General features: G+C 39.6%; 26 protein-coding genes and 2 pseudogenes. 2 read left to right on the forward strand and 26 right to left on the reverse strand.

Annotation, left to right across the window (positions count from 1 at the left end):
* Positions 1-193: 193 nt before the first annotated feature.
* The 26 genes and pseudogenes from H9Q76_RS11055 to dinB form a co-directional block, all read right to left on the reverse strand.
* Positions 194-796 (reverse strand): Type 1 glutamine amidotransferase-like domain-containing protein, encoded by a 603-nt coding sequence (locus H9Q76_RS11055; protein ID WP_118670904.1) that lies wholly within the window; start codon positions 794-796, stop codon positions 194-196.
* A 212-nt stretch (positions 797-1,008) separates the two neighbouring features.
* A pseudogene (locus tag H9Q76_RS11060) lies at positions 1,009-1,455 on the reverse strand (lysine--tRNA ligase); the annotation flags it as partial.
* A gap of 270 nt (positions 1,456-1,725) precedes the next feature.
* Positions 1,726-2,961: a tyrosine-type recombinase/integrase gene (locus H9Q76_RS11065; protein WP_004853386.1), complete on the reverse strand. Its 1,236-nt coding sequence runs from the start codon at positions 2,959-2,961 to the stop codon at positions 1,726-1,728.
* Positions 2,962-2,993: 32 nt separating this feature from the next.
* Positions 2,994-3,170, reverse strand: coding sequence for a DUF6290 family protein (locus H9Q76_RS11070; RefSeq protein WP_004853384.1), 177 nt, complete (start codon positions 3,168-3,170; stop codon positions 2,994-2,996).
* A 544-nt stretch (positions 3,171-3,714) separates the two neighbouring features.
* On the reverse strand, positions 3,715-4,203 hold the full coding sequence (locus H9Q76_RS11075) for a winged helix-turn-helix domain-containing protein (RefSeq protein WP_227572935.1): 489 nt from the start codon (positions 4,201-4,203) through the stop codon (positions 3,715-3,717).
* The gene (locus H9Q76_RS11080; protein WP_118374775.1) at positions 4,178-5,134 is read right to left on the reverse strand and encodes a D-alanyl-D-alanine carboxypeptidase family protein; all 957 of its coding nucleotides are present in this window, start codon (positions 5,132-5,134) and stop codon (positions 4,178-4,180) included. The genes H9Q76_RS11075 and H9Q76_RS11080 overlap by 26 nt, the downstream gene beginning before the upstream one ends.
* 44 nt (positions 5,135-5,178) lie before the next feature.
* Positions 5,179-5,682 (reverse strand): hypothetical protein, encoded by a 504-nt coding sequence (locus H9Q76_RS11085; protein ID WP_044998360.1) that lies wholly within the window; start codon positions 5,680-5,682, stop codon positions 5,179-5,181.
* A 27-nt stretch (positions 5,683-5,709) separates the two neighbouring features.
* Complete coding sequence (locus H9Q76_RS11090) at positions 5,710-6,894, reverse strand: ABC transporter permease (protein ID WP_004853375.1); 1,185 nt, start codon at positions 6,892-6,894, stop codon at positions 5,710-5,712.
* Positions 6,884-7,597, reverse strand: coding sequence for an ABC transporter ATP-binding protein (locus tag H9Q76_RS11095; protein ID WP_004853372.1), 714 nt, complete (start codon positions 7,595-7,597; stop codon positions 6,884-6,886). Before H9Q76_RS11095 ends, H9Q76_RS11090 begins: the two co-directional genes overlap by 11 nt.
* A gap of 4 nt (positions 7,598-7,601) precedes the next feature.
* Positions 7,602-8,456: a hypothetical protein gene (locus H9Q76_RS11100; RefSeq protein WP_243023095.1), complete on the reverse strand. Its 855-nt coding sequence runs from the start codon at positions 8,454-8,456 to the stop codon at positions 7,602-7,604.
* 137 nt (positions 8,457-8,593) lie between these two features.
* Entirely contained in the window at positions 8,594-9,679 is a 1,086-nt protein-coding gene (locus H9Q76_RS11105) for a sensor histidine kinase (protein WP_004853368.1), read from the reverse strand.
* Positions 9,666-10,367 carry a VanR-ABDEGLN family response regulator transcription factor gene (gene vanR / locus H9Q76_RS11110; protein ID WP_004853366.1) on the reverse strand — a complete coding sequence of 234 codons (702 nt, stop codon included), beginning with the start codon at positions 10,365-10,367 and terminating at the stop codon, positions 9,666-9,668. Before vanR ends, H9Q76_RS11105 begins: the two co-directional genes overlap by 14 nt.
* 5 nt (positions 10,368-10,372) lie before the next feature.
* On the reverse strand, positions 10,373-10,585 hold the full coding sequence (locus H9Q76_RS11115; protein WP_008703822.1) for a helix-turn-helix domain-containing protein: 213 nt from the start codon (positions 10,583-10,585) through the stop codon (positions 10,373-10,375).
* A 529-nt stretch (positions 10,586-11,114) separates the two neighbouring features.
* A pseudogene (gene metG / locus H9Q76_RS11120) lies at positions 11,115-11,594 on the reverse strand (methionine--tRNA ligase subunit beta); the annotation flags it as partial.
* A 267-nt stretch (positions 11,595-11,861) separates the two neighbouring features.
* Positions 11,862-13,097: a tyrosine-type recombinase/integrase gene (locus H9Q76_RS11125; RefSeq protein WP_004611641.1), complete on the reverse strand. Its 1,236-nt coding sequence runs from the start codon at positions 13,095-13,097 to the stop codon at positions 11,862-11,864.
* Between the two features lie 32 nt (positions 13,098-13,129).
* On the reverse strand, positions 13,130-13,306 hold the full coding sequence (locus tag H9Q76_RS11130) for a DUF6290 family protein (protein ID WP_004853384.1): 177 nt from the start codon (positions 13,304-13,306) through the stop codon (positions 13,130-13,132).
* Between the two features lie 134 nt (positions 13,307-13,440).
* Entirely contained in the window at positions 13,441-13,653 is a 213-nt protein-coding gene (locus H9Q76_RS11135; protein ID WP_004611639.1) for a DUF6462 family protein, read from the reverse strand.
* Entirely contained in the window at positions 13,637-14,074 is a 438-nt protein-coding gene (locus tag H9Q76_RS11140) for a type II toxin-antitoxin system PemK/MazF family toxin (protein ID WP_151197252.1), read from the reverse strand. The genes H9Q76_RS11135 and H9Q76_RS11140 overlap by 17 nt, the downstream gene beginning before the upstream one ends.
* Before the next feature lie 2 nt (positions 14,075-14,076).
* Complete coding sequence (locus H9Q76_RS11145; protein ID WP_012741001.1) at positions 14,077-14,448, reverse strand: recombinase family protein; 372 nt, start codon at positions 14,446-14,448, stop codon at positions 14,077-14,079.
* Positions 14,449-14,458: 10 nt separating this feature from the next.
* A complete protein-coding gene (locus H9Q76_RS11150; protein ID WP_004611636.1) occupies positions 14,459-14,779 on the reverse strand; it encodes a helix-turn-helix domain-containing protein in 321 nt (106 codons plus the stop codon).
* Entirely contained in the window at positions 14,769-14,990 is a 222-nt protein-coding gene (locus H9Q76_RS11155) for a terpene synthase (protein WP_249321100.1), read from the reverse strand. The genes H9Q76_RS11150 and H9Q76_RS11155 overlap by 11 nt, the downstream gene beginning before the upstream one ends.
* Positions 14,984-15,391 (reverse strand): recombinase family protein, encoded by a 408-nt coding sequence (locus H9Q76_RS11160; RefSeq protein WP_151197253.1) that lies wholly within the window; start codon positions 15,389-15,391, stop codon positions 14,984-14,986. The genes H9Q76_RS11155 and H9Q76_RS11160 overlap by 7 nt, the downstream gene beginning before the upstream one ends.
* A gap of 150 nt (positions 15,392-15,541) precedes the next feature.
* Positions 15,542-15,889 (reverse strand): helix-turn-helix domain-containing protein, encoded by a 348-nt coding sequence (locus tag H9Q76_RS11165; protein WP_008395283.1) that lies wholly within the window; start codon positions 15,887-15,889, stop codon positions 15,542-15,544.
* A gap of 548 nt (positions 15,890-16,437) precedes the next feature.
* Entirely contained in the window at positions 16,438-16,683 is a 246-nt protein-coding gene (locus tag H9Q76_RS11170; RefSeq protein WP_154266625.1) for a hypothetical protein, read from the reverse strand.
* A 14-nt stretch (positions 16,684-16,697) separates the two neighbouring features.
* Entirely contained in the window at positions 16,698-16,940 is a 243-nt protein-coding gene (locus tag H9Q76_RS11175) for a LexA family protein (RefSeq protein ID WP_151197254.1), read from the reverse strand.
* A 42-nt stretch (positions 16,941-16,982) separates the two neighbouring features.
* Positions 16,983-18,233, reverse strand: a complete 1,251-nt coding sequence (dinB, locus tag H9Q76_RS11180; protein WP_117627418.1) for a DNA polymerase IV — start codon at positions 18,231-18,233, stop codon at positions 16,983-16,985.
* Positions 18,234-18,468: 235 nt separating this feature from the next.
* Here dinB and H9Q76_RS11185 point away from each other — a divergent pair, with 235 nt between their 5' ends.
* Positions 18,469-19,203, forward strand: a complete 735-nt coding sequence (locus tag H9Q76_RS11185; RefSeq protein ID WP_151197255.1) for a helix-turn-helix domain-containing protein — start codon at positions 18,469-18,471, stop codon at positions 19,201-19,203.
* Between the two features lie 85 nt (positions 19,204-19,288).
* Positions 19,289-19,489, forward strand: a complete 201-nt coding sequence (locus tag H9Q76_RS11190; RefSeq protein ID WP_004611564.1) for a helix-turn-helix transcriptional regulator — start codon at positions 19,289-19,291, stop codon at positions 19,487-19,489.
* The last annotated feature ends 83 nt before the right edge of the window (positions 19,490-19,572 follow it).

Raw genomic sequence — 19,572 nt, forward strand, 5'->3', positions numbered from 1 at the left:
ATGCACATCTCTTGTTCCTCCTTAATTTCCTTTATCTGAACTTCTGGACAAAATGTCCTAAAGTTACATTCATATACATTGCCCAAAGGGCACAAAAAAAGAGCATCTATGTTTCAATCACATAAATGCTCTAACGCTGTTGTTTATATTAAATTGTTATGGTTTGTCAGTTCGACAAACTTGAATTTTCAAATTAGTCTTTACAAATAACCTTTGAATCTTCACCATCAATTACAATTCCCTGACGGTTGTTAATTGGGCATAGATTCAAATCCGAAAACTCAGTCATTATTTTCTCGGTAACTTTCTTAAATGGTGCTGTAAGATAATGCGGAAGAACATAGAAATCAATCAAATCAATCCCTGCATCATCTTCTTGTGAGTAGTCCTCCGGCTTTTCATCCATTTGCTCGATATATTGGATGCTTGGAGCGCATATAATTGCGCCAGCCGACTCGCCGATCATCAATTTTCCATTTGCCAATTCCTTTTTCAGCAGTCCATCAGTTCCCGTTTTACGGAGCTGGTCCATAAGAAAGAAAGAATTTCCGCCGGTAAAATATATCACATCTGCTTCTTCAAAAACAAACTGTATCGTTGAATAAGCCTCCGTTGAAATATCAATTTCAGTTATGATCGCTCCCAACTTTTTGAATAATTTTCGAGCCGAGCCGACATAACCGGTGTAGCCTTCACGCAGTGAAGCTGTTGGAATAAATGCGACTTTCTTATTTTCAATTTCTTCCTTTATCAGACTTCCCACACTTGAAAAGTGCGAACATAAAAATAGTTTCATCAATATTCTCCTTTATAAATACCAATTTATCTTTTTCTTTCTGAAAATGGGCAATCCCGATTGGGACTGCCCATTCATCTTGAAAATTATGCGATTTTTAAGGCTCTGCACCGTTTCGAGCACCATTTGGTGTAAATTTGGTGTATTTGTGTATTTTCAGAGCTTTTTCACAAATGAAGTACATCCCGTTTTGTAGGGTAAAACGGTACTTCTTAATAGAGCTTTGCACCTGCCGGAATGTGGTCATCAACCATCAGAAGATGGAGCTTTTCTTCGCCTTCTTCTTCGTGGATAGCACTGAGGAGCATACCACAAGAGTCAATGCCCATCATAGCTCTCGGTGGAAGATTTGTGATAGCGATAAGAGTCTTTCCAACCAGTTCTTCCGGCTCATAAAAGCTATGAATACCGCTTAAAATAGTTCTGTCTGTGCCTGTTCCGTCATCAAGAGTGAACTGTAACAGTTTCTTTGACTTCGGTACTGCAACACACTCTTTAACCTTTACTGCACGGAAATCTGACTTGCTGAATGTGTCAAAATCTACTGCTTCTTCAAATAAAGGCTCAATCTTTACCTTAGAAAAATCAATCTTTTCAGGCTCAGCTTTCACTTCTTCAGCAGCCTTAGATTTTACATCATTCAAGGTCTTCATTGTCGGGAGCTTTTTTGATTGCTAAGCTAACTCTTGTATATCCTTGTAAACCCTTGGAAAATGGGCTTTCCCGGATTCTATATACTTGGATACTCTTGGACGTTTTTTTGACTTTTGTGCGTCCAAAAGATGTCATTCGCCTTAAAATACGTCTTTTTATTTTAAGACATGTACTGCAGTGTCAAACACTACAATACTAGATGAGTATAGCATATTTATCTCAGTATGAATAGGTATATTTTCAATCTTCAAAGAGTTCAATCGCAGGACTCTTTTCTAAAAAATATCCATATTTTTTGATAATTTCTCAATTACTGATTTGGTAACATCTGGGTTTGCTTCTGCATATATGTTCATGGTAGTCGATACATCAGCATGTCCCATTACCTCTTGAATTACTTTGATGTTGGTTTCATTCTCGCAAAATCTTGATGCAAACGTATGTCTGAAGATATGGCAGGAGAATCTTGGAATCATAACAGGTTCTCTCTTCTCCTTTTTAGCAGCCACCTCTTCTTCTGAATTATGTGTATCCACAATTCTCTTGATTGCCCGGTTTACTGCTGCTGGGTTATGTGGCATCCCAAATCGGTTTGTAAATACAAAATTGGTCATTCCATCCACATTCTCAACACAAAAGCCTTCTTGCTTCTGTCTCTCATATTCTTCCTGAAGCACATCATATACCTGCTGCATCATAGGTATTCTACGATTACCAGCTTCCGTCTTTGGCAAAGATACTCTAAACTCACATTTATATGAATCATCCGCTCTCTGGTAATAGGTTAAGCTATGATTGATATCAATGACTCGATTCTCCAAATCAATATCATCCCAGCGTATCCCAATTGCTTCTCCTATTCTGCATCCAGTTCCTAACAAAAATACAAAGAATGGATACCAGTGATAAAAGAACGGATTCTTTGCTACATACTCCATGAATTTTCTCTGCTGATCCACAGTCAACGCTCGCCTTGTCTTTCTGGCACCACCATTACGCTTTTTTACTTCACAGTATGCTCCGTCTACCGGATTCTTCCTTATGATATCATCTCTGACAGCAAGCTGAAATGTAGGTCTTAATACTGTGTTAATTGTCTCAAGCGTATTAATCTGTAATCCCTGATTATTAATCAAGTCTGTATAAAAGAACAACACGTCTGAGTATTTCACATCTCTTACTTTCTTCTTGCCAAATGTATCACGAATAAAATGATTCCATGTATACAAATAATTACTGTAAGTAGTGCTGCGCAATTCTGTTTTAGTTGATATGTACCTGTCAAACAAAAAGTTCACATCAGCCTTTCCTGCGACATAGACATCAAGTCCATCCAACTGGTCTTTTTGTAACTGTTCTTCTCTTTCTCGAAGTTTTACCAAAGACTGTGCATAAATGGTCCTTTTCTTGCCTAATGGATCAATATATACATATGAGTATCTTCCGTCGCCTTTTCTGTAACCCTCACCCTTTCTTAATACTCTGCCTTTACCATCTTTTCTACAAGCCATTATTCTCTCCTTTCCGGAGAAAAGAGCCTGTTCTACTGATTAGCCTGTTGCTTCATTTGTAATTCAACACCCATTCTAATCAATTGCGAAATGGATAGATTATGAGTCTCAGCATACTCAACCATTATCTGGTATTCCTCTTCTTTGAATTTAACAGTCACCTTATGGTCAAAAGGTTTCTCTGCTTTTGGTCTTCCAGTTCTAGCCATCTGTATGCCTCCTTCATATCTTAATCATATTATACTTTTGGTCTGACCGAAAGTTAATACATTTTTTCTCTCTTGGCTCATTTTTCTCCATACTTGTTTGTAGCATCATCATCAGGTCTTATTTGTATGGAAATGCAAGGAGCAATGACAATCTTTGCAGTAAATCTTAAGAGAATAATTAAATTAATGAATGAAAAATAAGAACTTTATCCGAAAAAGACAAGCAATTTATATTTCGCCTAACAAAAAATCCACCAGAATCATAAAAACTCTGATGAATTTTTTCTTTTTTATTAAAGTCAAAATAAAAATGGTATGTTTTTCAGTGCCCTCTCATTTTGTAGATAGGGGTAGTATAATGTATAATGTCGAGATATTACGAAGATAACTCGTAGAAAATGCAAAGTCCAGTCGCAAGTTTAGACACGATATTTCTCTTAACCGTCGTATAAAATCAACATTTGCAGGGATTTATCAAATTCCGACATACCGTCTTAGAAAATGAATAATCCCTCGCAATTCATTATGAACTACGAGGGACTGCTTACTGACTGTTAAAGCGGTAGCCGATCTCACGAACACTATCTATGGAAAAGTGAGAGTTTGTATCACAAAGTTTTTTACGAAGATTCCGAATGTAAAAGCCTACGGTATCCTTTTCATTGCCTGCTGATATTTCGCCCCACACCTTATCATAAATCTGCTCGTATGTAAGAACACGACCTTTATTGGCTGCGAGTAAGCAGAGTATATCATACTCTTTGACGGTCAGTTCAATTTCCTGACCGTTATTGATAACTCTGCGCCGGCTCAAATTGATTTCTAAGCCGGAAAGGGATAATGTCGGCTCATATGAAATCTCTAATTTTTCAAAATCAGGGTGCTGTTTTACAAAAGCCAGCATATCGTCAAAGGCTGTTGAGTCTTGTGTTTTGAACTCCATTATTACGATTCGTCCGATATTATCACCCCCTTGGTTAGTTTTTTTGTCTTGGACAACATAAGATTTATTGCGTGAGATAATACGATTCATCAATCGTTTTCAGAATAAAATTCACATCGTCATAACGAGAGGAATCGGACTGAGAGCCTAAACTGCATATCAAAAACTCTTTTCCGTGCTGCTGGTAAAGCACAATCAAGTTATAGTCGTCAGACAGAGAGCCAGTCTTAATTCCGCATACATTTTCGTTGTAATATTCGGATGTCGGATCAAGGAAGGCGTTTGTATTCTGCCATATTTGTGTACTGCCATCAGGCAGTGTTGCCGTATAAGTGTTTTGAGATACAATTTCTCTAAACCACGAGTATTCCAACAACCGATATACTACTTCTTTCAAATCTAAAGTGGTGGTATGTGCCTCCATATCAAAACCACTCGGATCATATAAAACTGTGTCTAAGTACCCCTGCTGTTGCAAATGCAGGTTTAAGTTCTCCATAAAAATCCTCACACGCTCTTGACTGCTTTCTGCTTGCGGCGAAAGTAATCCTCCACAATAATCAGCAACCACATAAGCTGCGTCATTCCCTGACGGTACTAACATTGCCGCAAATAGATTGTGTAAAAAGTATTCTTTTTCCTTGATTTGAGCAACAGACGAGCCGGGTTTCGTGAGTGAAATAGCACCATAGTCTGCAACAACGATACTATCAAGGTCTGCTAAAGTTGACGCATACTCAATAACAAACAGCTTGGCTAAACTTGCAGGAATTTGTGGCTCGTTCTCGTTTTTTGAAACAAATATTTCATCATCAGAACAATCCACCAAAATCAGCGATTTTGCATTATAAGAGTCAGGAAAATCTTCTTTGTAGAGAAAACCATTTATTTTATTCTTTACCTCTCTGAAATTTTCCGGCTGCATTGCCCACGGCACAAACATTATACCTATGCCGATACAAACTACAAGCAAAAACAAAAATACTCCAAATCGTTTTTTCTTACGGCGTTTTCTCTGCATATATGTGCTCACCTCCCAACCCCAAAACTCTTATGTGCCATTTTTTAATCGGCATAATTTGCCTGAATACACTCTGTAAATCCAGACGGATCTCCCAACTTAGCTTTATCAATATTATCACGAAGATATTTGCGTGTGGCGTCATCACAGCGATCTGTTCCCATATAAGGCATATCAAAGGCTTTTTCGAGTTCAGCTAAGGCTTTTGCCGCCCTTTCCGGATTCGTATTGTAAGTATCAAGCCATTCCTGCATCCAAGAATATTCCCAAAGGTTAGATGCTTTTGTATCGCCATATCCTATCTGAAAAGACGCTCCCGTATCTTCGCCTTCCAAAGCATCAGGCGGAGTAACGCCCTCCGGCCAATTCAAACTCTCAATGGTCGTTAGGTATTCTTCTTCAATGGTAGCAAAGTCCGTGAAACCTCTTGTATTTGTGTCGGAGTCCGAAGAAGTGGAGCAGCCTGCCAGCATAATCACCAGCAAAGAAATCATAACACACAGTAACAGTCTGTACGGTCTTTCGGATTTTGAGATTGTTCGTTTCATTTTGTTTCCTCCTTGAATTGAGTTTTATTATCTAAGAGCCAATGCAGGCTCTAATTTTGCTGCTTTCAATGCTGGTAATAATCCGCCCAATAATGCTGTAAGCACAGACACAGCAACTGCAACAACAGCAACGCTGATTGGATAACTCGGTGTTCCCACCGGGGAATCCACAGGGAGCAACGCTCCAATACAATGCACCAAAATCAGCGAAATCAAAATAGCTGCAAAGCAAACGAATATTGATAAAATCAACTGTGAGCCTAAAACCAGTGCCACAATATTTGTTCGTGAAGCACCTATCGCTCTGCGGATCAGCAACTCATGTGTGCGCTGTTCCAATGAAGATAGTCCGATATTGATCTGCCCTAATACGGAAACAAACAGCAACAAAAGCGAAGTAACCAAAAGCCCTAATTGCAGTATGGACAATACCGAATCATAGGTATCTCCAATATCACTCCGCCCAGCACTTTCCCAGTAACCGCCAATGGTATCAGTCAAAATGTCGCCAAGGGCAGAATGTATCTGTTCGATTGTCAGTCCTGTTGTGGGATGCCAATACACATTTGCATTTTGTACTTGCCACATTGCTGGTGCGAAATTGAGGATCGCCGCAGAATCCGCATAGATAGTCGGAAAATCCCTGCCATCGTTTACTACTCCGACAATATTGAATGGGGTTAACGAAAGTGTGCTTTTTACATTTCCTGCAGCATAGGGCGAATCATTAAAATAGTTTTTAGCTTCTTTGTTTATGACCACTTCAAGCGATCCGCCCTCACTCAAAGGCTCTAACCATCTACCGGATGTCATTGGAAGATTATAGACTTGACTATATGCCTCCGTGGTGCAAACTACATCAAAAGCCATCAGGTTTTGGTAAACATCATTCGGCGGTATTGGCGTTAAATCTTTCATTGGTGCAAATCGAATATCCTCTCCCATAGAAAAAGTAACAGCGGCTACATCATCAATGGCTTCAAATCTCTGGAATAATTGTTCCATTTTATTTCTATCGTGAAAATCGGATTCCGTTATCACGAATGAGTAAGTAGGTGACCAGCCATATACCTGTGCGTTTACGGAAATCAAATACTCCCGTCCAAGCGTACCAACTAATACCGATCCAATCATTGCGATAATGCCTACAAGCATTGAAACACTTGTCAGAATACTTCTAAGTGGAGACAGACGAAGGTCTTTAAGTATCATTTTTAGCACAAGTTATCCTCCCTCCATCCATTTCAAAAATCGTATCACAGGTATCTGCAATATCAGGATCGTGCGTAACCAACAGCAGCATAATTCCATTTTCTTTTACGACGCTGTGCAACAGTTCCATAATCTGCGTTCCCGTCTTTTTATCCAACGCTCCCGTAGGCTCATCACATAAAATGGCTTCCGGAGATACTGCAAGCGCCCTTGCGATTGCAACTCTTTGTTGTTCACCGCCGGACAAATTGATTGGGTAATCATTTTCCTTGCTTTCTAAGCCGACACTTTTTAGCAAGCCTGTAATTATCTCGTGACGCTGTTTGGCGGTAAACGACTTTTTGGCATAGAGTAGGGGTAATTCGATATTTTCCCATACCCGCAAGTGCTTAATCAGAGAGTAATTCTGAAATACAAATCCGATATTATTGGCTCGCAGTATAGACAGATCACGGTCTTTCAAAGCAGAAATAGATATACCATCATAAAGGTACTCGCCCTCATATTCCCGATTTAACAAGCCAATAATAGATATAAGGCTTGTTTTGCCTGAGCCGGACTTTCCGACAATGGCATAACTGCGCCCTCGTTGCAATTCCATATTAGCGTTGGTTACTGTTGTCAGCATATCGCCATTATTCAATTTGACGCTTGCTTTCAAATCCTTTATTTTGATTAAAGTCTTTTCGGAAATTCCTTTCATTTTATCAATTCCCCCTCGGATCAAGGTTTGGCGGAGTAGCAGAAACCACATCGCCCTCCTCTAAGCCGGACAGTATTTCTATATTGGCTCCGTCTGTCACACCCAATGTCACTTTTGTTTCCACTCTTTCTCCATTCGGAGTAATTACAGTAACCAATCCCGTACCTTGTCTACCCGCTATTACCGACAGCGGCAATATAAGGACATCATTTCTCGTTGTCGCCGTTATGACTACCGTTGCACTTTGCCCCGATTTCACATCGACTGTTTGACTGATCAAGCATTGCAGAATGCCCTCTTGCGGCACGATTCCCGTAAACGCATTTTCATCTGCGGCAGGCGACACCACGGCAATCATATCGGTTGGTCCTACACCATCATATACTTGAAATTTTGCTTTCAACTCTGCATACTCCGGTAAGGTACTCAAAAAATTATCTGCCTCTACATTGAGGGCAAATCCTGTATAATGCACTATCGCTACGGGATAATTACTCGGTACGCTTTCATTGGATGGGGCAATAGAGGTAACTGTACCATCCACCGGAGATTTCAATTCTTTGCCGTTCACAGTTCCAATAATTTGCCCGGCAGTGATTTTTTCTTCTAATTCTACCGCTGTATTAAATATGCCATTTTCGGGTGAGGAAATAATAAACGGTACTGCCGGAACAATAGTCGTTTGCGTTGAAACGGTTGGAGTAATTGTCCCTCGTACAACTGATACCGTTTTTTCTGCGGATGTTGCGCTATCTGTAAGATTGTTTTCGTCTGTCTGCCCAATTGCAGAGCAGGCAGATAGCGTAAATACAAGAAACAAAATAGAACATAGCAGCATTTGTTTTCTTAGCAACTTCATCATTCCTCCTTATGCTGTATCACAAAAAATACGAGCCTCTATCTTGATACTTTTATTGTACCAAAACAGAAGCCCGTATTTTCTTGATTGCTCGTAAGATATTCCTCTTTTTTTCTATGCAAATTCTTACAATTTTCCTACGCCAACGGCAAAGTAATTGAAAACTTGTTTTGATCCTCTTGGCTCTCTGCAACGATTGTACCATTGTGTAGTTCAACAATCTGCTTTACAATCGCCAAACCTAATCCAGCTCCTCCACTGCTTGTACTTCTCGCTGCGTCAAGCCGATAAAACTGCTCGAAAATCCTGTTTAACTTTTCTTCCGGCAGAGTATCGCCGTGGTTACAAAAAATAATGCTGACCGTATCTTCCTGACATTGTGCGCTGATCGTGATATCCGTATTTTCAAAACTGTAGATAACCGCATTTCTCAAAAGGTTATCAAAAACACGCTGAATTTTGTCTGCGTCACATCGAAGCATTATATCATCATCAACACAAAGATTACATTGCAAATTCTTTGTGTTGAGCATAGGCTTAAATTCATATACAAGTTGCTCCAGCAGGCGAGTTAAATTGATTTTCGTGTATTGTAATGTAATATCGTATATATTGAATCGTGTTATCTCGAAAAACTCGTTAATCAGATCCTCTAACCGTTCTGCCTTACCAAGAGTGATTGAAAGGTACTTTTCTCGAAGTTCCTTTGAGATTTGCGACTCATCACGCAGTAAAGTAAGATACCCGATTACAGAAGAAAGCGGTGTTTTCAAATCGTGTGCAAGATACATAATCAGGTCATTTTTTCGCTGCTCATTTTCTTTTGCAAGCCTTGCATTACTTTCAGCCTCCTGTTTTAACTGATTGATGTTAGCGGCGATTTCACTCAACTCCGGGGACATTTCAATGTAACTGACATTCTGATCGAACATTTTTCCTGTCGCAGCCTGTACCTCGTACACGTAGGCGACTACTTTTTTCAAAAGTAGGTATGTCAAGTATATAATACAGCCACCCCACACGATTACAGCCACTATATAAAGATATTCTGTTCTGTAATACAAGTAATAATACAAAACATACTTGCGGAGAATTTCTTCTGCCATAATTCCTAAAAGAAAAGTACCGCCTAAAATAAGCACAGAGCAAATCGCACATTGAATTACATACCCTTTGAACAAGGTAGAGAGCAGATAGTTTTTTTCTTTTTTATTCAATTTCATACCCTACCCCCCAAACAGTTTTAATGAACTTCGGATTTTTTGAAGGTTCATTCAATTTTTCCCGAAGCCGCCCAATGTGCGCCATTACCGTATTGTTACTGTTGCGAAGATACTTTTCTTTCCACACGGCTTCAAATAATTCCTCCGAGGCGACAACTTTACCCTGATGTTCGCACAGATACCACAGAATAGAAAACTCCAACGGAGTCAAGGCTATTTCTTTGCCATACAAGTAGCACTTGTGGCTGACTCTGTTTATCAGTAGACCTCTGATGTCATACTCGTCTTTTTCTTCGGATTGACTCAAATTAGGACTGTTATAGCTCTGATAACGCCTTAATTGCGTCTTTACTCTTGCCACAACCTCTAAAGGATTAAACGGTTTCGTTATATAATCATCCGCACCAATCGTAAGCCCCATAATCTTGTCGCTATCCTCAATTTTGGCGGTAAGCATAATAATAGGGAAGTAAAACTTTTCCCGAATTTTTTGGCAAAGTCGAAAACCATCAATATCCGGCAGCATAATATCAAGTATCGCTAAATCAATCTGCGACTGTTTGATACATTTCATCGCCTCTAACCCATTATAACATTTATATACTGAATAACCATCGTTACTCAAATACACTTCAAGCAGATCAACGATTTCTTTTTCGTCATCCACAATTAAAATCTTCTTGTTCATTGATCCTACACCTCATTTTCGGGTACGGCTTCCATTATGTCGCCAAAATCACACTCTAAATATTCGCATATATTCAACAGCACGGGAAGGGTAACATTTTCATTTTTTCCGAGTTTCGCAAATGTACTTTTGCTTGCCCCGACCGCTTCTCGTAATTGACTCTTTTTCATTCCCTTGTCAATCAGTAGTTTCCAAAGTTTGTTGTACCGTACTTTCATTTCCGCACCTCCACCCAAATATAGTTTGTATTATAGTACTTTGAGAATGAAATTGCAATTATTAAGTCTGTATTTTGATACTTTTAGTTTTCAAACCGGCGCAATATCTTTCTGATATGTAATCCAGCCATTTGAACATATTTACACAAGATATATGTTGCTCCGGCACGAGTAAGGGGGTTGCCCTGCCGATTTACAAAAAATGCTCTGTCTAACCTTTCTGGCGCTGACAGACTAATTGTATGTTGGACTGCCCGTTGCTTCAAGCAACGCATATTAACATTCAAGGCTTTTGTCTCGATTTTGAGCTGAAATATGTGTATTGTTTAACTCGAATACAGAAAAGGACGATGTCCGATAATTTCAGACACCGCCCTTATAAATTCTGTTGTATCGCCTGTAATTATGCGATTTTTTAGGCTCTGCACCGTTTCAAGCACCATTTGGTGTAAATTTGGTGTATTTGTGTATTTTCAGAGCTTTTTCACAAATGAAGTACATCCCGTTTTGTAAGATAAAACGGTACTTCTTAATAGAGCTTTGCACCTGCCGGAATGTGGTCATCTACCATCAGAAGGTTTAGTCCTTCGTGACCGTCTTCCTCGTGTACTGCTGAAATCAGCATACCCTCGGAATCAATTCCCATCATCTTTCTCGGTGGCAGGTTCACGATAGCGATTGCTGTCTTACCAACCAGTTCTTCCGGCTCGTAATAGTCGTGAATACCGCTTAAAATCACACGGTCTTTGCGTTCTCCGTCATCTAATGTAAACTTCAGAAGCTTCTTTGACTTCGGTACTGCTTCACAAGCTAAAATTTTAACTGCACGGAAATCAGATTTTGCAAATGTATCGAAATCTACCATTTTTTCAAAGATTGGCTCAATCTTCACATTAGAGAAATCAATCTTTTCAGACTCAGTTTTTACATTTTTTTCAGGTGCTTCAGAAGCTGTATTATTTACATCATTTTTCTTATTTACACCATCTAATGACTTCATTGTAGGGAATTTTTTTGATTGCTAAGCTAACTCTTGTATATCCTTGCAAACCCTTGGAAAATAGGCTTTCCCGGATTCTATATACTTGGTCACTCTTGGACGTTTTTTTGACTTTTGTGCGTCTAAAAGATGTCATCCGCCTTAAAATACGTCTTTTTATTTTAAGACATGTACTGCCGTGTCAAACACTTCAATACTAGATGAGTATAGCATATTTATCCCAGTATGAATAGGTATATTTTCAATCTTCAAAGAGTTCAATCGCAGGACTCTTTTCTAAAAAATATCCATATTTTTTGATAATTTCTCAATTACTGATTTGGTAACATCTGGGTTTGCTTCTGCATATATGTTCATGGTAGTCGATACATCAGCATGTCCCATTACCTCTTGAATTACTTTGATGTTGGTTTCATTCTCGCAAAATCTTGATGCAAACGTATGTCTGAAGATATGGCAGGAGAATCTTGGAATCATAACAGGTTCTCTCTTCTCCTTTTTAGCAGCCACCTCTTCTTCTGAATTATGTGTATCCACAATTCTCTTGATTGCCCGGTTTACTGCTGCTGGGTTATGTGGCATCCCAAATCGGTTTGTAAATACAAAATTGGTCATTCCATCCACATTCTCAACACAAAAGCCTTCCTGCTTCTGTCTCTCATATTCTTCCTGAAGCACATCATATACCTGCTGCATCATAGGTATTCTACGATTACCTGCCTCCGTCTTTGGCAAAGATACTCTAAACTCACATTTATATGAATCATCCGCTCTCTGGTAATATGTTAAGCTATGATTGATATCAATGATTCGATTTTCCAAATCAATATCATCCCAGCGTATCCCAATTGCTTCTCCTATTCTGCATCCAGTTCCTAACAAAAATACAAAGAATGGATACCAGTGATAAAAGAACGGATTCTTTGCTACATACTCCATGAATTTTCTCTGCTGATCCACAGTCAACGCTCGCCTTGTTTTTCTGGCACCACCATTACGCTTCTTTACTTCACAGTATGCTCCGTCTACCGGATTCTTCCTTATGATATCATCTCTCACAGCAAGCTGAAATGTAGGTCTTAATACTGTATTGATTGTCTCAAGCGTATTAATCTGTAATCCCTGATTATTAATCAAGTCTGTATAAAAGAACAACACGTCTGAGTATTTCACATCTCTTACTTTCTTCTTACCAAATGTATCACGAATAAAATGATTCCATGTATACAAATAATTACTGTAAGTAGTGCTACGCAATTCTGTTTTAGTTGATATGTACCTGTCAAACAAAAAGTTTACATCAGCTTTTCCTGCGACATAGATATCAAGTCCATCCAACTGGTCTTTTTGTAACTGTTCTTCTCTTTCTCGAAGTTTTACCAAAGACTTTGCATAAATGGTCCTTTTCTTGCCTAATGGATCAATATATACATATGAGTATCTTCCATCGCCTTTTCTGTAACCCTCACCCTTTCTTAATACTCTGCCTTTACCATCTTTTCTACAAGCCATTATTCTCTCCTTTCCAGAGAAAAGAGCCTGTTCTACTGATTAGCCTGCTGCTTCATTTGTAATTCAACACCCATTCTAATCAATTGCGAAATGGATAGATTATGAGTCTCAGCATACTCAACCATTATCTGGTATTCCTCTTCTTTGAATTTAACAGTCACCTTATGATCAAAAGGTTTCTCTGCTTTTGGTCTTCCAGTTCTAGCCATCTGTATGCCTCCTTCATATCTTAATCATATTATACTTTTGGTCTGACCGAAAGTCAATACATTTTTTCTCTTTTGGCTCATTTTTCTCCATACTTGTTTGTATTTCTTCTATACTAATGCGTCATTTCTCATAATTACTTATAAAACTCGTCATCTACAATGTGGAAAGTTTCAAGATATTCGTCAATAATATCCAGATTAACCAACACCAGCTGATTCACTTTATAACATGCCTTTGCATCCTTCGCTAACTGCATAAATTTTGACACGCTCATTGAATACATCTCTGCCCCTTCCGAATATCTGACAAATCTTTTATTATTAGTCTTTTTAGTTCTGCTGTCCATTTGCTAACTCCTCCATTACCATTTTGCGAGCTACAGGTAACAGATCAAACTGTCGTATCAATGCTCTGTCTATTTCTTCTCTCACGCCTGAATCCTTAATGACAGTTCCACTTTTTGCTCTAATGCAGCCTTTTGAAATTGTCTGTGCATCTTCAGGCATAAAATCAGAGATCTTACTTAATCCAAATCCACTCACATCCTTCGGATTTAAAATCACATGTACCGGAATATCCTTTAACTTACTGCTCAAAGGGACTACTGACACCTGCGGTGCACCATCATGATTGCTTGCATCACATGAAATAATTATTCCTGGTCTGATTCCGCCCTGAATGCCATGTGGGTTTTTCCCAAAATCCGCATACACGACATCAAATTTATTATATTTACCATACTTTCTTTTTTCTGTTCGTCTGCTCATATCTATGCTCCCTTCTTGATGTGCATATCCAATCTGCCCTCATCTACAGTCACCACAATGCCGCCTGCTTCAATAACCAGTCCTACCTTAAAATAAGCATCTGCGACACTGCTGGATATAGCTGCCATATTCGCAACAACTACTCCACTGATTTGCTTTTTGCGGATCATATTCACAATCTGATTCCACTGGCGATCAACATCTCTCTGCGAAAAGCCATTGCGTCTCATCTTTCCCACGATTGAATATTCTTTTCTCTTTACAAATTCATGTATATATTTGCTCTGCTTGTCTTCAAGCATATTTACTTTTTCCAATGGAGCCTGCACTGAAAGATATTCTATGCAATCCATCTTTTTAATCTTTCTTCTCATTCTCTGCCTCCTATGCTGACTTCAAAGCCTGCTCTATCATAAAATCAAATGTCTTTTTCAAATAATCCTGCTTATCTGCAGGTAACCGCTTTAGCCTCGAATCTAATGAATCCGGTGTACAGTCTATTGCAAGTAAGCTATTTGCGTCTGTTTCATAAACTTCCATAAGCATATACAAATTTTTCATGCTCAGGTTTCTTCCTCCTTGCTCCACCTGTCCAAGTGTCGAAACACTTATTCCAGTTTTAGCAGCAACCTCTTCAATGAGAAGTCCCTTGTCCTTACGGATATCACGAATCACCGGACCAATTTTATATCCTTCATATTTCATCGTCGTACCCTCCAATGTCCTGTGCCATTTCTCTAATCATCTCTACAGCTGCATCTTCTGTTTCATACTGACCAAGCCACTTCCCACTTGAATCATGTACAACTGTTCCGAACACAGTCTGTGTAAATCTGCAATCCTTCACAGCCGGGACTTGTTTGTCCCGACCGGAATGATTTTCTGTTGTCGCTCTACCAAAGGACTCCGTTAGCATCCAAAATCCTCTGCATGAGATGCAGTAATTGGCACCGGACCAACTTCAAGAGAATAGAGCCATATGCCCATATCTGTGATGGTCTTTACAAATTCCTCCAGATCATAAATGTCATCGGTGATCTCATTCAGGCTTCTGACTACTACAACCTCAAAATCTTCCTCTTTAAGTGTTGCAAAGAAAGCATTCAGTGCTTCTCTGTCATAGTCCCTTGTCATTGAACGATCACAATACGCATCATTTATTATTACTCCATTAGGCATTGCCTGATCACGAATATTCTCGACCATCTGGACTACATTAGGTTCTGCTCTGCGGGACTTTACAAATGCAATTCCCTTAGCAAGCTCCTGAGTATCAGTACCTTCGTTTCCTACTACGTTAAAATCTCTTTTATTCATTTTGTTATCTCCTTTACGATTTCGTATTGGAGAGTTTTGGCGCCTCCACTCTCGTGGTGTGCTGTATCTCAAGCACAAGTATATTGTAATCTGCCACACCTTAATTGCCGACCGTGTACAGGCGACAATTATGTCGTGTAAACACGACAATCACTTTTCAACTGACACGCTTTTCATTGCTTTCATCATTGCAAGACACTGTCTTATCTGCAATTCATCCATATCTGAAAGAACATCCATTGCCTCAGATAATAGTTCCGACTTTTCTTCATTCTTTCCATACATTATGAAATCAACAGATACACCAAGTACGATTGCTAGATTATCTAATGTCTGTGTCTTAAAATCTCCACCATTTTCAATCGCAGATAATGCTTGTCTGCCTATACCTACTCTATGAGCTAACTCATCCTGTGATAATCCTATCTCCTTTCTTCTATCAGCAATTCGTATTCCTCTCTCATAATCCTTTTCTCTTGTCTGTGCTTTACTGCTCATAAATCCACCTTGCCGCCCTTGGAAACGAACAAGTCGGATTACCTTTACAGCACAAAAAGACGCACGAGGAAACCAGTATCCTAGATACTGTTCGTTTCCCCTGCGTCTCTGGTGCTTCCATCTTTTGATGTGCCCTTATCAGGTGGGCTGTAATTTAATTGTCAATCGTTATATTCTGAAAGTCCCATTCTCAGAATGTTCCTTCATCATTCCCTCGGAATACTTCTTGAGTATCATCACTCGCTTGCATCTGTCACACTTAATTCCAATATTCTGAAGTGCCACAGCGGAATCATCACCGCATACAAAGTATTCCATCATTAACTTGTTGCATTTTTTACATCTAATTTCTATAACATTTCCTTTGTTCAATTCAGTTCGCTCCTTATTCATACAAAATCATCAATCTACAATTCTGTACTCGTAAAGGAAAGGGAAATCACCTTTGCAAGCCTTTTGCCGGGAGTTCCGATGAATGTCTGCACATTCCCCGACTTTGCTGATCTAAAGCCAACTGACATGTTGTGTGCTGTCAGCACACAATCACATCAGGCTCCAGCTCTTTCCATAAACCACATATTGTTATCTTCATAGAAAAGGAATATTTCCTTTCCATCTACCACACAGGTATAACGCTCTCCAACTCCACCAGCCCTTGTACTGGCTGCCCTGCGCTTGTCTTTTACTCGTGTAATCTCATACTTTCTGCCATCTTCCCATGTTATCTCTTTGGGAATGAGCAGTCCGTCCTTTGAAAACTCTGCAAGTACATCAACATATACCTTATTGCTCAATGTAATCACCTTCCTTACAAGATTGCTATTGCTCTGGAAGCATCCATCTTCCTTGCTATATAGCCTTTTTCTTCTAATATTTTCAGATGTGCATAAACACTTGAAGTCGATGCCACCCCTACCATCCTGCATATCTCCCTGATAGTAGGAGCATAGCCATTCACACGCTGATATTGCATAATGCTTTCATACACATTCTGCTGCTTCTCCGTCAATGGTGCTCTGTCTACCAGATTAATTCTTGCTGCTTCGCTCATGTTCCGCCTCCCTCTTCTTTACTCTATTGGCACTTCTCGTTGCTAACCTGAAAAGTACCCATGTGGATGTACTGTGTGTTCTTCTTTTGCATTGACTGCCGACAGAATCCTGTCCCGGTACATGAGTCCCCTCTGGATACTGTAAAATCCAAATCTTCTGCGAATCTCATCCACAGCATTATCCATCTTCATCTGCTTTTCCCGTTTCTCCACACTTGAGAACAAATCTATCTGCTCCCAATAATTATCTGTTACCAGATCTGCACCTCTGACACCAACACTACGGATTGGCTTGCTCCAGTTATAGTTTTCCTTAAATATCTGATAAGCATATGCAGCTATCTCTCCGGTGATGTTTGTTGCATGGTCAATCTTTTTCTGACGGGTAAAAGAGAATAACTCATTATCCCTGACACTTATCTCAACCACTCTGCACCGGAATCCATTCTCACGAAGTCTTGCTGCAACACTCTCAGCCAGAATATAAAGAACAATCTTTACATCCTCATCGCATACTAAATCCTTTGGTGTCGTTGTGCTGTTTCCCACCGATTTGATTGGAGCGTGGGTATTCTCCAGCTTGACAGGTGAATCATCATAGCCATTAGCAAACGACCATAAGATACTGCCCATCTTTCCAAGGTGACTATTAAGCACATCTTCATCTGCCCTTGCAAGATCACCTATGGTTTTGATACCAAATAATGCAAGCTTTCTGTTCGTACTTTTGCCAACGTATAGAAGATCTGCCACCGGAAGTGACCATGCCTTCTGCTTAAACTCACTCTTATACATAGTTGTGATTGCATCCGGCTTCTTGTAGTCAGAACCCAGCTTTGCAAATATCTTATTGAAAGAAACACCAACACTTACTGTGATGCCAAGCTCTGACTTCATTCTCCTGCTGATTTCCTGTGCGATAAGCAATCCATCTCCTTTAAGGGAACTGCTCCCTGTCACATCAAGCCAGCACTCATCAATTCCATATGGCTCCTGTCTGTCCGTATATTCTGCATATATCTCATGAGCCATTCTTGAGAACCGAAGATATAAGTCCATTCTTGGTGAAACAAATGTTATGTCAGGGCAGACCTGCTTTGCCTGCCAGAGTGCCATTCCTGTTTTCACACCGTACTTCTTAGCAATATAGTCGGCTGTTAAGACAATCCCATGTCTTGCCTCCGGGTCACCGCCTACTGCCAGTGGCTTTCCTGCAAGCTCCGGATGATGCAGATGCTCAATCGAGGCATAACAACAGTTGATATCTGAATGAAGTATTACCCTGTCTCCCATCTTCATCACCTCCTGCATTTAATCTGTCACTACCATAACCTTTAGTCCAAGTATATGAGTAATGTTTCTTACAGGGCATAGTATAACCCCAAGAATAATCGACTGTCAACGGACACATGTGTCCTTTTTCCCATTATATTGGATTTTTAACTTGAATAATTGGCACTATTGCTATATACTATGGAGTGAAAAGAGACATTTGAAATCAACAAAATGAAAGAAAAGAGGCGTATGCATGTACTCAATCGGAGAAATCATTTCATCATATAGAAAAAAGAAAGGCTTGCTCCAGCAGGATCTCGCTGATGAATTAGCTAAGGAAGGTGTTACCATTTCCTACAAAGCTATATCTAACTGGGAAAGAAATCTTGCTGAACCAAGCGTTACCATATTTTACAAGGTGTGTAGAATCCTTGGTATTACTAATATGTATGAAGCATATTTTGGAGTAAATCCTGCTGATCCTTTTTCATCACTTACTGATGAAGGCAGGGAAAAAGCTATGGATTATATTAATCTGCTCCACGCATCCGGAATGTATGAAAAGCAGACTGCTAAGATAATTCCATTCCGAAGCATTGATATTTTTGAAAATGCTGTATCAGCTGGAACCGGTAACTTCCTTGTAGACGGACCGAAAGAGACTGTATGTATAGATGAATCTATCTTACCGGAAGATACTACTTTCGGTGTTCGTATTAGTGGTGACAGTATGGAACCTGAATTCCACGATGGTCAGATTGCATGGGTATTACAGCAGGAATCTGTTGCTAATGGAGAAATCGGCATCTTCGCTCTGAACGGAGATGCCTATATTAAGAAATTACAAAACGATAAAGACGGAATTTTCCTTATCTCACTCAATGAAAAGTATGCACCTATCAAGGTTAGTGAAAATGACCGCTTAGATATATTTGGAAAAGTTCTTGGAAAATCTGATGCTTCTGCTATTGCAGGACATTGCCGATAAAAATTGCAAGTCCTTTTTATCGGACACATTATTTTGCATAATTGACAATAAGAAAATATCTATAGAACTGAAAGAAGGGATTCTTATGGCGGTTACCAATAATATCAGAGAAATCCGTGAACAGCGAGGCATTTACCAGGATGACCTTGCCGCTGCTATCGGATACAGCACCAAAACTGTCGGCAGGATAGAACGTGGGGACAGTACCCCATCTGCCGAATTTATGCTGCGGATATCAAAGTACTTTAATATGCTGGTGGAAGATGTATTCCATGTGGAAGATTGAGTCGGAGCAGCAATCCGGCTCTCCTTCTATTTTAGACAGCTTTTCATATCCTTATCAACAACAACAATAAAATGCCACACAGT

The organism is Wujia chipingensis, assembly GCF_014337155.1.
Taxonomy (GTDB): domain Bacteria; phylum Bacillota; class Clostridia; order Lachnospirales; family Lachnospiraceae; genus Coprococcus_C; species Coprococcus_C hominis.

Coding starts and splice junctions, on each gene's coding strand:
- H9Q76_RS11055 (WP_118670904.1), bottom strand. CDS start 796: ATGAAACTATTTTTATGTTCGCACTTTTCAAGTGTGGGAAGTCTGATA.
- H9Q76_RS11065 (WP_004853386.1), bottom strand. CDS start 2,961: ATGGCTTGTAGAAAAGATGGTAAAGGCAGAGTATTAAGAAAGGGTGAG.
- H9Q76_RS11070 (WP_004853384.1), bottom strand. CDS start 3,170: ATGGCTAGAACTGGAAGACCAAAAGCAGAGAAACCTTTTGACCATAAG.
- H9Q76_RS11075 (WP_227572935.1), bottom strand. CDS start 4,203: ATGAATCGTATTATCTCACGCAATAAATCTTATGTTGTCCAAGACAAA.
- H9Q76_RS11080 (WP_118374775.1), bottom strand. CDS start 5,134: ATGCAGAGAAAACGCCGTAAGAAAAAACGATTTGGAGTATTTTTGTTT.
- H9Q76_RS11085 (WP_044998360.1), bottom strand. CDS start 5,682: ATGAAACGAACAATCTCAAAATCCGAAAGACCGTACAGACTGTTACTG.
- H9Q76_RS11090 (WP_004853375.1), bottom strand. CDS start 6,894: ATGATACTTAAAGACCTTCGTCTGTCTCCACTTAGAAGTATTCTGACA.
- H9Q76_RS11095 (WP_004853372.1), bottom strand. CDS start 7,597: ATGAAAGGAATTTCCGAAAAGACTTTAATCAAAATAAAGGATTTGAAA.
- H9Q76_RS11100 (WP_243023095.1), bottom strand. CDS start 8,456: ATGAAGTTGCTAAGAAAACAAATGCTGCTATGTTCTATTTTGTTTCTT.
- H9Q76_RS11105 (WP_004853368.1), bottom strand. CDS start 9,679: ATGAAATTGAATAAAAAAGAAAAAAACTATCTGCTCTCTACCTTGTTC.
- vanR (WP_004853366.1), bottom strand. CDS start 10,367: ATGAACAAGAAGATTTTAATTGTGGATGACGAAAAAGAAATCGTTGAT.
- H9Q76_RS11115 (WP_008703822.1), bottom strand. CDS start 10,585: ATGAAAGTACGGTACAACAAACTTTGGAAACTACTGATTGACAAGGGA.
- H9Q76_RS11125 (WP_004611641.1), bottom strand. CDS start 13,097: ATGGCTTGTAGAAAAGATGGTAAAGGCAGAGTATTAAGAAAGGGTGAG.
- H9Q76_RS11130 (WP_004853384.1), bottom strand. CDS start 13,306: ATGGCTAGAACTGGAAGACCAAAAGCAGAGAAACCTTTTGATCATAAG.
- H9Q76_RS11135 (WP_004611639.1), bottom strand. CDS start 13,653: ATGGACAGCAGAACTAAAAAGACTAATAATAAAAGATTTGTCAGATAT.
- H9Q76_RS11140 (WP_151197252.1), bottom strand. CDS start 14,074: ATGAGCAGACGAACAGAAAAAAGAAAGTATGGTAAATATAATAAATTT.
- H9Q76_RS11145 (WP_012741001.1), bottom strand. CDS start 14,448: ATGAGAAGAAAGATTAAAAAGATGGATTGCATAGAATATCTTTCAGTG.
- H9Q76_RS11150 (WP_004611636.1), bottom strand. CDS start 14,779: ATGAAATATGAAGGATATAAAATTGGTCCGGTGATTCGTGATATCCGT.
- H9Q76_RS11155 (WP_249321100.1), bottom strand. CDS start 14,990: ATGCTAACGGAGTCCTTTGGTAGAGCGACAACAGAAAATCATTCCGGT.
- H9Q76_RS11160 (WP_151197253.1), bottom strand. CDS start 15,391: ATGAATAAAAGAGATTTTAACGTAGTAGGAAACGAAGGTACTGATACT.
- H9Q76_RS11165 (WP_008395283.1), bottom strand. CDS start 15,889: ATGAGCAGTAAAGCACAGACAAGAGAAAAGGATTATGAGAGAGGAATA.
- H9Q76_RS11175 (WP_151197254.1), bottom strand. CDS start 16,940: ATGAGCGAAGCAGCAAGAATTAATCTGGTAGACAGAGCACCATTGACG.
- dinB (WP_117627418.1), bottom strand. CDS start 18,233: ATGGGAGACAGGGTAATACTTCATTCAGATATCAACTGTTGTTATGCC.
- H9Q76_RS11185 (WP_151197255.1), top strand. CDS start 18,469: ATGTACTCAATCGGAGAAATCATTTCATCATATAGAAAAAAGAAAGGC.
- H9Q76_RS11190 (WP_004611564.1), top strand. CDS start 19,289: ATGGCGGTTACCAATAATATCAGAGAAATCCGTGAACAGCGAGGCATT.